Origin of the sequence: Anaerosacchariphilus hominis, from assembly GCF_014290175.1 — a bacterium.
GTDB lineage: Bacteria > Bacillota > Clostridia > Lachnospirales > Lachnospiraceae > Laedolimicola > Laedolimicola hominis.
Genome location: NZ_JACOOR010000001.1, coordinates 450,807 through 464,823 on the forward strand (window position 1 = coordinate 450,807; position 14,017 = coordinate 464,823).

Annotated in this window: 16 protein-coding genes; all 16 read right to left on the bottom strand. The window is 53.0% G+C overall.

Annotated elements, in window-relative coordinates:
* Positions 1 to 56 precede the first annotated feature (56 nt).
* Positions 57 to 458, bottom strand: coding sequence for an ATP synthase F1 subunit epsilon (atpC, locus tag H8S44_RS02120; RefSeq protein ID WP_186872720.1), 402 nt, complete (start codon positions 456 to 458; stop codon positions 57 to 59).
* 12 nt (positions 459 to 470) lie between these two features.
* Positions 471 to 1,865 carry a F0F1 ATP synthase subunit beta gene (atpD, locus tag H8S44_RS02125; RefSeq protein WP_186872719.1) on the bottom strand — a complete coding sequence of 465 codons (1,395 nt, stop codon included), beginning with the start codon at positions 1,863 to 1,865 and terminating at the stop codon, positions 471 to 473.
* A 58-nt stretch (positions 1,866 to 1,923) separates the two neighbouring features.
* Positions 1,924 to 2,781: an ATP synthase F1 subunit gamma gene (gene atpG / locus H8S44_RS02130; protein WP_186872718.1), complete on the bottom strand. Its 858-nt coding sequence runs from the start codon at positions 2,779 to 2,781 to the stop codon at positions 1,924 to 1,926.
* A 19-nt stretch (positions 2,782 to 2,800) separates the two neighbouring features.
* A complete protein-coding gene (atpA, locus tag H8S44_RS02135) occupies positions 2,801 to 4,330 on the bottom strand; it encodes a F0F1 ATP synthase subunit alpha (protein WP_186872717.1) in 1,530 nt (509 codons plus the stop codon).
* Between the two features lie 36 nt (positions 4,331 to 4,366).
* Complete coding sequence (gene atpH, locus H8S44_RS02140; RefSeq protein ID WP_186872716.1) at positions 4,367 to 4,906, bottom strand: ATP synthase F1 subunit delta; 540 nt, start codon at positions 4,904 to 4,906, stop codon at positions 4,367 to 4,369.
* On the bottom strand, positions 4,903 to 5,406 hold the full coding sequence (gene atpF / locus H8S44_RS02145) for a F0F1 ATP synthase subunit B (protein WP_186872715.1): 504 nt from the start codon (positions 5,404 to 5,406) through the stop codon (positions 4,903 to 4,905). The genes atpH and atpF overlap by 4 nt, the downstream gene beginning before the upstream one ends.
* A 44-nt stretch (positions 5,407 to 5,450) precedes the next feature.
* Complete coding sequence (atpE, locus tag H8S44_RS02150) at positions 5,451 to 5,729, bottom strand: ATP synthase F0 subunit C (RefSeq protein ID WP_178039417.1); 279 nt, start codon at positions 5,727 to 5,729, stop codon at positions 5,451 to 5,453.
* Positions 5,730 to 5,779: 50 nt separating this feature from the next.
* Positions 5,780 to 6,538 (bottom strand): F0F1 ATP synthase subunit A, encoded by a 759-nt coding sequence (locus H8S44_RS02155; protein ID WP_186872714.1) that lies wholly within the window; start codon positions 6,536 to 6,538, stop codon positions 5,780 to 5,782.
* Between the two features lie 41 nt (positions 6,539 to 6,579).
* Positions 6,580 to 6,996, bottom strand: a complete 417-nt coding sequence (locus H8S44_RS02160; RefSeq protein ID WP_186872713.1) for an ATP synthase subunit I — start codon at positions 6,994 to 6,996, stop codon at positions 6,580 to 6,582.
* Positions 6,997 to 7,010: 14 nt separating this feature from the next.
* On the bottom strand, positions 7,011 to 7,283 hold the full coding sequence (locus tag H8S44_RS02165) for an AtpZ/AtpI family protein (RefSeq protein WP_243167448.1): 273 nt from the start codon (positions 7,281 to 7,283) through the stop codon (positions 7,011 to 7,013).
* A 227-nt stretch (positions 7,284 to 7,510) separates the two neighbouring features.
* Positions 7,511 to 9,133 (bottom strand): M23 family metallopeptidase, encoded by a 1,623-nt coding sequence (locus tag H8S44_RS02170; protein ID WP_186872712.1) that lies wholly within the window; start codon positions 9,131 to 9,133, stop codon positions 7,511 to 7,513.
* Between the two features lie 80 nt (positions 9,134 to 9,213).
* Positions 9,214 to 9,723, bottom strand: a complete 510-nt coding sequence (locus tag H8S44_RS02175; protein ID WP_186872711.1) for a shikimate kinase — start codon at positions 9,721 to 9,723, stop codon at positions 9,214 to 9,216.
* Positions 9,720 to 10,388: a flavin reductase family protein gene (locus H8S44_RS02180; protein WP_186872710.1), complete on the bottom strand. Its 669-nt coding sequence runs from the start codon at positions 10,386 to 10,388 to the stop codon at positions 9,720 to 9,722. Before H8S44_RS02180 ends, H8S44_RS02175 begins: the two co-directional genes overlap by 4 nt.
* Before the next feature lie 39 nt (positions 10,389 to 10,427).
* Positions 10,428 to 12,092, bottom strand: a complete 1,665-nt coding sequence (locus H8S44_RS02185) for a putative manganese-dependent inorganic diphosphatase (protein ID WP_186872709.1) — start codon at positions 12,090 to 12,092, stop codon at positions 10,428 to 10,430.
* A 587-nt stretch (positions 12,093 to 12,679) separates the two neighbouring features.
* Complete coding sequence (lepB, locus tag H8S44_RS02190) at positions 12,680 to 13,231, bottom strand: signal peptidase I (protein ID WP_186872708.1); 552 nt, start codon at positions 13,229 to 13,231, stop codon at positions 12,680 to 12,682.
* On the bottom strand, positions 13,228 to 13,851 hold the full coding sequence (locus tag H8S44_RS02195; protein WP_186872707.1) for a hypothetical protein: 624 nt from the start codon (positions 13,849 to 13,851) through the stop codon (positions 13,228 to 13,230). The genes lepB and H8S44_RS02195 overlap by 4 nt, the downstream gene beginning before the upstream one ends.
* Between the last annotated feature and the right edge of the window lie 166 nt (positions 13,852 to 14,017).

Sequence of the window (14,017 nt, forward strand, 5' to 3'; positions counted from 1 at the left end):
ATTCCCGCCTCTGCATCCGCAGAGCCTCGGGAATCCGTTTTATTTTTAATGAACTATTATTCTTTTACATCCAGACGGAGTAAAGCTCTCTTCAGACGCGCTTCCGCCATGCGGTAGTCGCGCTCACTGAGGCTCTTGTCTTCCAGCAGCTTCTCAGCGCGCTCCTTAGCCTTCACAGCACGCTCCTCGTCGATGTCCTCTTTCCACTCCCAGGTGGTAGCCATGACGCGACAGGTGCCGTTCATCATGGACAGCATACCGCCGATGCAGGCTGCCTCGCGGGTGGTCCCGTCCGGAAGCGCCACATGGGCGTGTCCCATACCGAGGGCGGTGCAGAAATTACTGTGTCCGGCCAGAATCGCCAGATCACCGGTAATGGTTCTGCAGACGATCCGCTCTGCCTCTCCTTCAAAAAGCAGTCCGTCCGGCGTTCCGATTCGTAACGGAAAAGTCTTCATAGACATCCCCCTTTACTGATTCTTCGCTCTTTCAAATACCTCGTCGATGGTTCCTGCCATCAGGAAGCAGCTCTCCGGTATCTGATCACACTCGCCGTCCAGAATCATGCGGAATCCACGCAGAGTCTCCTTCAGCGGAACATAGCTTCCCGGCATACCGGTAAACTGCTCTGCCACAGAGAAGCTCTGGGACAGGAAACGCTGTACCTTACGGGCACGGTTTACGGTCTGTTTATCCTCCTCGGACAGCTCGTCCATACCCATGATAGCGATGATATCCTGCAGCTCCTTATACCGCTGCAGCACCTGCTGTACCGCACGGGCTACCTCGTAGTGCTCGTGGCCTACGATCTCCGGAGAAAGGATACGGCTGGTGGAATCCAGCGGATCTACGGCCGGATAGATACCCTGGGCACTGATCTCACGGGAAAGTACCGTGGTAGCGTCCAGATGGGTAAAGGTGGTGGCCGGAGCCGGGTCAGTCAGGTCATCCGCAGGCACATATACAGCCTGTACAGAAGTGATAGAACCCTTTCTGGTGGATGTGATACGCTCCTGCAGCGCACCCATCTCCGTAGCCAGGGTCGGCTGGTAACCTACTGCGGACGGCATACGTCCAAGCAGCGCGGATACCTCGGATCCTGCCTGGGTAAAACGGAAAATATTGTCAATAAACAGAAGCACGTCCTGATTCTTCACATCACGGAAATACTCTGCCATCGTCAGTCCGGAAAGACCCACACGCATACGCGCTCCGGGGGGCTCGTTCATCTGACCATAGACCAGGGCGGTCTTGTCGATAACGCCGCTCTCCTTCATTTCATTATAAAGGTCGTTACCCTCACGGGTACGCTCTCCTACACCGGTAAATACGGAAATACCGCCGTGAGCTGTCGCTACGTTGTGGATCAGCTCCATGATCAGGACGGTCTTACCTACTCCCGCACCACCGAACAGACCGATCTTACCACCCTTTGCATAGGGGCAGATCAGGTCTACGACCTTGATACCGGTCTCCAGAATCTCGGTAGCCGGTACCTGCTCCTCGTAAGCCGGAGCCTGACGGTGGATAGACCAGTGTTCCTTCGCTTCCGGAGCCGGCTGATTGTCTACCGGGTCTCCCAGAAGGTTGAATACACGGCCAAGGCACTCCTCGCCTACCGGAACCTCGATGGGCTTTCCGGTATCCAGAGCCTTCGCTCCTCTGACGAGACCGTCAGTGGAGTTCATGGCGATACAGCGGACCGTATTGTCGCCGATCTGCTGTGCCACCTCAACGGTCAGCTTGCTGCCGTTGTTATCAATTTCAATGGCATTCAGCAGCGCAGGCAGCTCATCGTGAGCAAACCGGATGTCCAGTACGGGTCCGGTGATCTGCACTACTTCACCAATGTGTTTTTCACTCATTCCTGAATCTCCTTATTTTGATTCCTAGTTCAGGTTGCAGGCTTTCGCCCGCACCTCATCAGATGCCTTCCGCACCTCCAACAATCTCTGTGATTTCCTGCGTTATGCTGGCCTGACGGGCTCTGTTATAAAACAGGTTCAGGTTCTCGATCATCTCTTCCGCATTGCCGGTAGCGGCCTCCATGGCCATTCTCCGGGCCGCCAGCTCACTGGCCTGGGACTCGCAGACGCCGCCATAGATAAGACCTGCCAGATACTCCGGCACGATGGCGTCAAAGACCTCCTCCGCGCTGGGCTCGTAGAGAATCAGGTTCCGTACCGGCTCCTTCTTCTCCTCCGTTCTGGCCAGATCCGACAGCGGCAGCATGGAAATCATATCCGGCTGCTGTGACAGCATGGACACGAACTTCGTATAACAAAGCTCAATATGACCGAATTCCTTGTTTTTGAATTCCCCGCAGAGCATATTGGCCATCTCAAAGCAATTGGCCACCGAGACGTCCTCAATCTCCGCATACTTCTCAGTGATACAGGGAATTCCCTTTCTCCGGTAATACTCCACGGCCTTCTTGCCGATGGGCAGCACCACACAATCCTTTCCTTCCATGGCCGCTTCCACAGCCTTGAACATATTGGAATTGTAGCCGCCGGCCAGTCCGCGGTCTCCTGCCATGACCACATAGCAGTATTTTTCAGAAGCTGCTTTCTTCACATACACGGATGTAAAATCCGTATTGCCGTCTGCGATATCCTGCAGGGTCTCGTGAAGCTCCCGGAAATAAGGACGGCAGGTTTCTGCTCGTTCCTTTGCTTTACGCAGTTTGGAGGATGCTACAAGTTCCATCGCCTTGGTGATCTGCATGGTGCTCTGCACACTTCGGATACGCAGCTTCACCGCTTTCATATTTGCAGCCATATGCTTCCTCCTCTATCACTTATTTTTCAGGCTTTGTATTCAGAAACTGCTCCGTATACGCATCCAGGGCCTCTTTCAGCTTCTGCTCGGTATCAGCCTCCAGCTTACCTGTAGAGCGGATTTCCTGCATAGCCGCAGCGCCTGTGGCATCCGTATCGAGATAGGTGTAAAGACCTGCCTCATACGCCTTCACATCTTCTGTGGCAATCCGGGTCAGAATTCCCCTGGTAACCGCATAGAGAATTGCTACCTGCTTTTCTACCGGAACCGGCGCGTTCTGGTTCTGCTTCAGGACCTCCACAATACGCGCTCCCTGCTCCAGACGTGCCTTGGTATCCGCATCCAGATCAGAACCGAACTGGGCGAAGCTCTGCAACTCGCGGTACTGGGAATACAGAAGCTTCAGGGTACCGGCTACCTTCTTCATCGCTTTAATCTGGGCGTTACCACCTACTCGGGATACGGAGATACCCGGGTTTACAGCCGGCATAACACCGGAGTGGAACAGCTCGGTCTCCAGGAAGATCTGTCCGTCTGTGATGGAAATAACGTTGGTCGGAATGTAGGCAGATACATCGCCCGCCTGGGTCTCGATAATAGGCAGAGCCGTCATGGAACCGCCGCCGTGCTCGTCATCCAGCTTCGCCGCCCGCTCCAGAAGTCTGGAATGCAGATAGAATACGTCACCCGGATAAGCCTCACGGCCGGGCGGACGACGAATCAGCAGAGAGAGTGCACGGTATGCTACCGCGTGCTTGGTCAGATCATCATAAATGATCAGCACATGCTTTCCCTGATTCATAAAATATTCGCCCATGGCACAGCCGGAATAGGGCGCGATATACTGCAGCGGGCTTGCCTCGGATGCAGTAGCGGCTACAACCATGGTATAATCCATAGCGCCGTTCTTTGTCAAAGTCTCTACCAGATTGGCTACAGTGGAACGCTTCTGGCCGATGGCTACATAGATACAGATTACGTCCTGTCCCTTCTGGTTAATAATGGTGTCTACCGCAATGGCAGTCTTACCGGTCTGACGGTCGCCGATGATCAGCTCACGCTGTCCACGTCCGATGGGAACCATGGAGTCGATGGCCTTGATACCGGTCTGAAGCGGCTCGGATACGCTCTTTCTTTCGCAGATACCGGGAGCCGGGCTCTCGATCGGCCGGAAAGTGTCCGTCACAATGGGGCCTGCGCCGTCAATAGGCTGTCCCAGGGCGTTTACGACACGTCCAATCATTGCTTCTCCGACCGGAACGGATACGACCTTGCCGGTACGTTTTACAGTCTGTCCCTCGCTGATGTTCTCATCGGAACCAAACAATACGATGGACACGCTGTTCTCTTCCAGGTTCTGGGCCATACCAAAGCTGCCGTCTTCAAACTCCAGCAGCTCGCCTGCCATACAATTAATCAGGCCGCTGGCTCTGGCAATACCGTCACCAACCATCAAAACCGTACCGGTTTCATTCTGCTGGATGGCATTGTCATAATATTTGATCTGGCTGCGGATGACCTTGGAGATTTCTTCTGGTTTTAATTGCATGTTTCCATTCCATCCTTTAAACAGTTATTTTTTCAGTTACACGATTACTTCGTTCAGTTTTCTGGAAATTCCTGACATTCTGGCCTGAACCGTTCCGTCAAGCTGCTTCCCTTCCAGTTCCACACGTAAGCCTGCCACCACAGAAACGTCCAGCTTCTGCACCAGCTCCACGGTTTTTCCACTGATTTTTTCCAGCTTCACCTTCAGGGCTGACAGCTGCGCGTCGCTTAAAGCCACTGCGCTGGTCACTACCGCCTCGGCGATTCCGTGATCCGCGTGATAACGCCGCGTGAATTCTTCACAGCAGCCCGCGAACTCTCCGAGGAGATTCCGCTCACACAGCAGCTTCATAAAATTCACCAGATAACGCTCTGCCTGGCCGCCAAAGGCTTCCTCGATGAGCTTCGTCCGCTCGTTCTTCGGAACGGAGGGCTCGCAGAGCAGCTTCACATACTCGGGATTTCCCCTGAAGATCACCCGGATCTCTTTCAGCTGTTCCCCGATGGCGTCCGTAAGATTTTCTTCGGCAGCGAGGTCATAAAGACTGCCGCCATACAATCTGGCGTACTGTGTCATGATGCCTCACCTACATTCGCAATAAATTCGTCAATGAGTTTCGTGTGATCCTCTTCGCTGATTTCCCGCTCGATTACCTTTCCGGCAATCTCCACGGCCATGCCGCCAATTTCATCCTTGATTTCATTGACCGCTTTTCTCTTCTCCTGTGCGATGTCGCTTTCTGCCTTGGACTTCAGGGCAGCTGCCTGGGAAGCAGCTTCCTTCAGCATCTCTTCACTCTGAAGCGCCGCCGTCTTCTGGGCGGTGGTAAGGATCTCATTCGCCTTTTCCTTCGCTTCCTTCATGTTCTGCTCATACTCGGTCTTGATGGCGTCCGCGTCCGCCTTGGCCTGCTCGGCCTCGCGAATCTGCGCGTCTGCCAGCGCTCTTCTTTTCTCGAGCATCTCATTGACCGGCTTGAACAGGAAACGCTTGATCAGATACATCTGAATAAACAGATTACAAATCTGCGCGACAAACGTCCATGGCACAAGACCAACTAATTCCTGTACATCCATGTCCTGACCTCCTGATTTTTATTAATTCAGTATCATTCCACTGATTATGCCAGGAAGTTCATGAACATACCCGGTGCTACGAAGATCAGAAGCAGACCGGTTACGAAACCGTAGATACCGGTGGTCTCTGCGATAGCACAACCAAGAAGCATGGTAGATGTAACATCGCCCTTGCACTCCGGCTGACGTCCGATAGCTTCGCAGGCCTTGGATACGGCATTACCTTCTCCGATACCAGGTCCGATACCGGCGATCAGCGCCAGTCCTGCTCCAATTGCACATCCTGCTAATGCGATACCTTTTGCAAGTAACTGAAATTCCATATTCATTTCCTCCTAAAATGGTTTTTTCATTTTTTAATAACCTTTTAAACTTACTCCTCTGCCGCGTTGGCGATATACATCACCGTCAGCATACAGAAAATAAATGCCTGCATCACGCCGGAGAACCAGTCGAAGTAGACCGACGTAATCGCCGGAAGACCTACCGACAGGATCGGGATCTGCGACAGCACGCCTCCGAGCACACCCGGAAGCAGTCCCAGCAGCTTGCTGCTGGCCAGAGCCAGGGCTCCGTAAATCAATGCGTTGATAACCACGCCCGAAAGGATGTTACCGAAATGACGGCAGGCCAAACTGATGGGCGTAGCCAGCTCAGACAGCACGTTGAACGGCGTCATGACAGCAATCGGAGTGGTGAACCCCTTCAGATATCCGCCGATTCCGCTGCTCTTGATCTTCTGAGCTGTGATCATGATAAATACCACGATGGCCCAGGCAGCTTCCGTCGAAAGATCCGCCGTCGGACTCCGAAGACCAATTAAGCTGATAAGATTGGAAACCACGCTTGTGGCAAACAGAGCTGCCACAAAGGGAATCAGTTTCCGGAACTTCTCTCCCGCATTGCCGATGACGAACTTATTCGCCATCTCCACCAGCATCTCAGCCACAGCCTGACGCTTGGAGATCTTCTCCACCTTCAGGTCGTGGGTCAGCCAGATACAAAGGCCTGTAATCACCGCCATGACAATCCAGCTCACCACCAGGGTTTCACTAATCTGAAGATCTCCCAGGATCGGAATATTCGTCGGTATCGTGAAAAAGACCCGAGCACCTGAAATATCCACTTCCATGCATCTTCACCTCCTATCTTCACAAATTCCAATAGTTCCAACTATTTCTTCAAAATCCCCATGATCTTGATTCCCGTTCCCGGGAACAGCAGCGGAAGAATACCCGCCACATAGTGAAAACAGGGGGCGACAATCGCTATGATCACCCAGAGCATCTGAAACAGCATTCTCTGGGAATAGCTTCCCTTTACCAGAGTCTTCACCGCGTCCTGGTCGCCCGCCTTCGCGGCCGCCTTCTGCACCATGAGACCCATCCACAGGAAATTCAGTACGGCGACTGCTCCGCCGCCGAGCCCGCCGAGAATCACCGTATAGTTAAACGGCACCTTCTCCGGCATTGCAAAATGAAGTACCAGAAATAGCAGCCACATAAGTACCACGCCTGTGGCCGTATAAATCGCCACGTGCTTCGTCTCCTCTTTGATCGCGGGCTGCATATTGTCCAAAAGCTTGCTCATAGATTCCACCTTTTCTACTCGTGCCGGTTAAAGGAAATGTGTTTTTTTGTCTCTTCCTTTTTCTGCTTCCCGATCACGGATACATAAAGTTTCCAGGCTACCATTCCGGAGCCTCCCATACCAAAGAAAAATCCCGGAATATAAATCCAGCCGCCTAAGTTTGCCTTCGCGCACAGCAGCCAGCAGATACCCAGACACATGAGGAGCGGCGTCACCAGAGTGAAGCTGAACTGAGTCAGCATGGTCAGATTTTTCACGATATCCATCCACCATTTCATCTCTTTCATGCGCTCATTCTCTCCTGTCTGTTATACGGATTTTCTTGTATACACACTTTTGATATTACTATTTTCATGGTCACAAGTCAATTTTTTTATGCTTTTTTTACATTTGGGAAGCCCGCGTTTTCTAATATTTTCCCAAATGAACGTACTTTTATAATAAGAAAAAATCTGAAAAACGCAAAAAGGAAGCCCCGCTCACGCGAGGCTTCCCACAGCCGTTTTCGTTGGCCCTAATCCATATATTTCAGCGGATTCACCTGACTGCCGTTGATTATAATCTCAAAATGTACATGTGGGCCCGTACTTCGTCCCGTATTGCCGGAGAGAGCGATCTTCTGGCCCTGCTTTACGGACTGGCCCGCAGATACCAGAATCTTGCTCAGGTGGCCGTACCGGGTCTGTCTGCCGTCCGGATGGCGCAGGGTAATACAGTTTCCATAGCCGCTGTACCAGCCGGCCTGTACCACCGTACCGCCGCAGGACGCCATAACTGCCGTTCCGATGGGGCACGCCCAGTCCACGCCCTTGTGCATCCGGCCCCAGCGTCTCTTGAAGCCTGAGGTGAACCTTCCGCCGGAAATGGGCTTGATATAGGTGGGCGGTGTCTGGGTACCGCGTTCGATGATCTGGGGCACCGGATCCTTCATCACGGTCTCAGCGATCACATCCCGGCTCTCTTCCGTGCCGTTCTTCTTCGTAATCAGAGCTGTAACCTCATGATGTCCCGCCTCTGCCTCCTGACGGACTTCCGTCTTCGTGGTATACCATTCATCGTTATCGATATACTGGGTCTCCGCGTAGTAATCCTCTTCGTAGGTAGACTCCTCCACCGTGGTCACCGAGAGCTCCGGCTCCGGCACGGTGATGATCACCTCGTCTCCGGGATGTAGGGTCGTATTCTCATCCATGCCCTCGTTCAGGGCCAGCATCTCCGCCACCCGAAGTCCATGGCTGTTCGCAATCACAGACAGAGTATCGCCGGACTGTACCTCGTAGATCTCATTCTTGGCCGTATCCTTGGTCACCAAATCGATGGCTTCCCGGGTAGGCGTAATCTCGTCTGCAGATACATAAGCTTCCGCAATCTCCACCTTTTCAGCGAAGTCCAGACTCTTCAGCCCATCTCCTGTCACCTCGGACTCCTGGGTCTCCTCCGAGGTTTCCTGTACGTCCTCCTCGGTGACGGTCTTCGTGATGACATTCTCCACAGCCTGGGTCACATCATATTCGCCGATACCCGCGCAGGCTGCGCCGATACCCGCGATACCGGGCTCTATCACCGGCTCCTCCGCTGCTTCCTCCGCCTGCTGGCTGGATACATCCACCGTGTATACATTCAGCTCCCGGTCTGCGTCGGATACGATATTGATCTGGAACTCGTTGTCCGGATCGAAGCGGTCCTTGGTGGCATAAAGAACATCCATCACGTCCTGGTAGCTGCCGAGGGTCACGGTAAACTCGTTGATCTTCACCAGATAGGCCTTCTTCTTGGCTGTAGCTACCACGTTGCTCAGCTCCTGGTAAATGGCGTCGGTCAGGGTATCCGGATCCATGGTAGAACCGAAGATCTTCGGTACCTTGTCCAACTCATATTCCACATCCGCCAGCACCAGGCCTTCCGTCTCCCTGGAAATCCGGGATCTGGCCTGGAGAAAAGCGTTCTCCACCACATCCGGATTCCGCACGGAGCCTACCACCTTGCCCGCCAGGGTCACCTCATAGTAACTGTTTCCGCTTCCGAAGCCGCTGCCCAGCAGCGGAATCCCCAACAGCATACAGCCGCAGGTCAGAAACATAGACTCTATGAAAATCAATTTTGATTTTTTATTAAAAAATAGCTTTTTTCTTTTCATTCGTTTTCTTCACTTGATCGGACAGCCTGCTTTGCCGTCCGGCGCTCTTCTGATAGAATGTAATAATTTCGTAACATTTCTTATTCTATCAACATTTTCAGCGCTTGTAAAGTTTTTTCTAAGGTTTCCTCCACGGTAAGGCCATCCTCCTCCACCGTTACCTCTGCGTACTTCTCATAGAGAGAAACCCTCTCCTCATACAGATCCTTCAGGGTCTGGCCGTCCCGCAGCACCACTCCTCTGCCGCGAATATCCCGCAGTCTGCGGTTCACCGCCTCATAGGACAGGCGCAAATAAACCACCACGCCGATCTCCGACAGGTGCTCCATGGCCTTTTTTCCGTATACGACGCTTCCACCGGTGGCGATGACCGCCCGCTCCGGAGTCAGTCCCGCATTGACCCGGTTCTCCACCTCCAGAAAGCCGTCCGGTCCTTCCTGCTCAATGATCTCACGGAGCAGCCGTCCCTCTTCTTTCTGGATCACCAGATCCGCGTCAATAAAGTCCTTGCCCAGCATTTTCGCCAGAATCACGCCGATGGTGCTTTTTCCGGCCCCCGGCATTCCGATAAGTACCACGTTCTTTTTCATGATCTGTCTCTGCCCTTTCCTGTCTTCTGTTCTTTATTCCGTCCTTTACGCTGTCCCCTGGCCCGGATTTTTTCGCCCTGCTTCACCGGCTTTTTCCTCCGTACGCTGTATCCGAAGGTGCCCACTTCTTCTCCCAGGGTAAAATAGGTCCCGTGGGAATAGGCCAGAAGGCCGGTACTGTTCAGCTCAAATCTGCCGTTCTCATTCAGGTAGGCTTTGTCCACCGTAACGCCCAGAACCTCCGCCAGGAACATGTGATGAGTTCCCAGTTCTTTCACCTCTGTGACCCGGCACTCGATGTTTACCGGACTCTCCTCGATGGTGGGCGCATACTGAAGGCGCTCCGCTTTTCCCGGAGTCAGGTGCATCTCTGCGAACTTGTCCACATCCCGGCCGGAACGGACGCCGCAGTAGTCCGTGGCTCTGGCCAGCTCCTTTGTGGTCAGATTGATCACAAATTCGCCGGTCTCCCGGATAATATCATAGGAATACCGGTTTGGGCGGACGGAAATTGATACCATAGCAGGGTCGGAACATACAGTTCCGACCCACGCCACGGTAATAATATTCGGTTTTTCTCCCTCTCTCCCACAGCTGACCATGACGGCAGGCAGGGGATAAAGCATATTGCCTGCTCTCCAGTGCTGCTTTTTTCTCTGTCCCATAATTTCTCACTTCCGCCGGTTCCAAGACCCTGGCACTCTTTACCGTATCTCTTCGATCTGCTGAATCATACCTGCCAGCGTTGGAATCAGCTGCTTCTTCCGGGATACCAGTCCCTTCAGCTCGTACCGATCTCCGTCGTCGCTGAGCTGGAAAGCTTCTTTTACCAGGGAATCGGAGTTCGGGCCATAACACAGAAGCTCCGTAGATTCCTTGATGATATTCGTCAGCATAAAGAAGATCATATCCAGGCCACTCTGCCGATAGGCCTCCGGCAGATAAGGAATCAGTTTTTCCCGAATCTCCGCCAGCTCGATGGCGTTCATGGAGTTGATCTGGCCTACGCCAAACTCCACATTGCCCACACCGAAGCGCTTGAAATCCTGGTAGAAGATCTCCTCCGCCGTCCGGGATCCCAGATTGCTTCCTGCGGAGAACATGTCCACTGCCAGATCCTCGATGTCCACATCGGCAATCTCTGCCAGTCGCTCGGCTGCCGCTCTGTCCACTGCCGTACAGGTGGGAGAGCGGAACATCAGCGTATCGGAAATGATGGCTGCGCAGAGCAGTCCCGCGATTTTCTTCGGAATCTCCACCTGCCTCTCCACATACATCTGGTACATAATGGTCGCTGTACAGCCCAGAGGCTGGTTCCGGAAAAATACCGGGGACATGGTCTCCAGGGTACCCAGACGGTGATGGTCGATGATCTCCAGAATTTCCGCGTGGTCGATGCCATCCACGGCCTGGGATTCCTCGTTATGATCCACCATGATAACCTGCTTTCTCTTCAGATTCAACAGGTTTCGTCTGGAAATCATACCGATGTAGTTATCGTCCTTATCCACGATGGGGAAATCGCGATACCGCTTCTGTCCCATGATTTCCTTGATGTCGTCCGTCTTCTCATTCACATTGAAAATGGTCAGGTTATCAGACTTCATGAAGTAGCTGATGGGCATACTCTGATTGATCAGGCGCGCCGCCGTAAAGGTGTCGTGGGGCGTGCTGATCACCACACAGTTATGCTCCTGGGCCAGCTTCTTGATGGTCATGGAGACCTTTGCGCCCTCGCATACGATGATACAGCCTGCCCGCATCTCAATGGCGCAGAGCTGGGACTCGTACCGGTTCCCCAGAATCACCAGGTCGCCCTCCTCGATATAGTCCTCCATCAGATCCGGGTTCGCCGCCGCGATCAGCACTTTACCCCGGTTATAATAGTCATCAGCGGAGCCCACCAGAATCGTACCATCCAATGTATCAATGATATTCCGGTACTGGGTATTCGCCTGAGCCAGAATCTTGCTGTCCAGCACGTCCATGTAGGAGGTGGCGATATCTCCGATGGTGATCAGGCCCTCGAGCTTCTGTTCCCTGGTGATAGGCAGGGTCACCGCGCCGATCCGCCGCATAAGGTTCCATGCCTGCTTCAGGGAAAGATTTCCCTGGACGCCCTCGGTCTTCCGGATCTCAATATCCTTCACCTGGGTCATCACATCCGCTATGTACACCGGAGCCTCCGCCTGAAAGAAATTCAGCACATACTGGGTCTCCTGATTCAGCTGTCCCGCCCGAGCCGCAATGTAGCCGCCGCCCTCAGTAGTATTCTTCAGGTAGGCGTAAGCCAACGCAGAACAGATGGAATCCGTATCCGGATTCTTGTGACCGATAATATACACCGGTCTCGTTGCGTCTTTTTCCATATTAAACCCCTTTTATTTACAAGCTGTTAGTTGTTTATATTTTACCATTCCCCCTCCGGGATATACAAGGGGTATTCCTGTATTTTTCGGCGTACGATCCGGCATTTTTCTCAACATTCCGTTCCATCAGGACCGTCCCTCTCCCGGCTTCCCTCTCCTGGCTTCCCGCCGCCCTTTAATTCCGTCTCCTGCGGACATATTCCGTACTGTGTGGACTGCACGATTTTCCATTCCCTTTTCCCACCATTTATCTACGTTTTGCCGAACCCTATTTTTACCCCATTTTAGTAGTTTTGTGTAATTCGTCCTGTTTTTTTCTTGATTTTTTTACTTTTTTGTGCGTTTTCACATTAAGTTCACGTTTTGTTCATATTTTGTTCATAATTCACTGTTATACTAAGAATCAAGTTAAGGGAAACGAAATCCCACTTCTAAAAAAGCTTTCACTACACATATAGATAAATTTTTTCATAATAGCCTCGGCGTACCTGGTACGCCGGGGCACTCCTCATTTTAGGGGAAAATCCGAGGGAACAGAACCCCTCTTCGTCCGTCCTATCTAAACTAAAAATAAAACAAAAAAAATGTTACCTCGTCATCCCCATATGTAAAAACACCCGTCCCGCGATCTGCCCCTGTTTCACCGCTCCGAAGCTTCGCGAGTCCCTGGAATTCTCCCGGTTATCCCCCAGCACAAAATAGCTGCCTTCGGGCACCGTATACGGATAGGCGATATCCTCCGAAAGAGCCGCCGTCACGCCCATGGCTTCCTCCGGCGTCTGCTCCCTCCCATTCACCAGAAGCTTCCCGTCTTCAGAAAACTCCACTGTCTCCCCGGGCTCCGCCACGATCCGCTTGATATATTCCACATCCCCGGGCATACGAAGAATCACCAGATCATCCCGCTGATAGGTCTCATCCAGCCGGTAGAACACCACCAGCTCCCGATCCTTCAGGGTGGGTTCCATGGAGCTGCCGCTGACAAAGGCGATTCCTATCACATACTGGAAGATCACATAGACAGACACCACGGTCACGATACACTCTGCCAGGAAGTGTCTCCACTCCTTCCGGTGCTGCACCTTCTCCACCTTTCCCTGTAAAATCTCGTCTATGGACTGAAGCTCATCCCTTTTCATTCCTCGTTCTCCGTCTGCTCCTCTTCGGTCAGAGCCTTCACCTTATTCTTCAGTAGCAGGAAACGCTCGTTCAGCCGCTCCAGCTCTTCTCCAATCATCACCAGCTCCCGGTTCTGCTGATCTGACTTTTCCTTCGCCTGGGCTTCCAGCTCCCGGCGGATCTCCACCCGGGCCCGGGCGATCTGCTCCTGCATCTGTTCCTGCGCAGCCTTCTGCTCCTGTTCTGCCTGTGCCTGAAGCTCTGCCCGCTCCTGCTCCATCTGTGCCTGAAGCTCGGCGCGCTCTTCAGCCAGCTTCCGCTGCTCTTCTTCCCGCTCCGCAGCCAGACGTGCCTTCAGATCCTCCAGCTCTTCCTGCTGCTGCTTTTTCATCTGCTTCAGCTGCCCCCGGTTCTGCTCCCGCATCTGCTGGGCCCGGGTCTGGTACATCTTATTCAGCTGCTGCATCTTCTCGTATACATCTTCCTTCTGGAAGCCAAACAGACCGCTCTTCATCTTCATACTCCGCAGGAAATCCGCAATCTCCGGGAAATCCACCGACGCTGTCCCAGGCACCACCTCCGGCACCTCCAACATTCTGCCCTGTACCTCGTTTGTTTCCTGTCTCTGCTCCATTTCCATGCGTATACCCCCTGACTTTTTCTGTAAAGTTTCTATCTATGCCCGGCCACACACTTCTCCCCGCAGCCGGGCTTTTTTTCATCATACCCTGTAACCTTCCGTTTTGCAATCGCTTCTTCCCGAAAACCATCTGAAATCCCGGAAACCCGGGAATTTCGAGATTCCC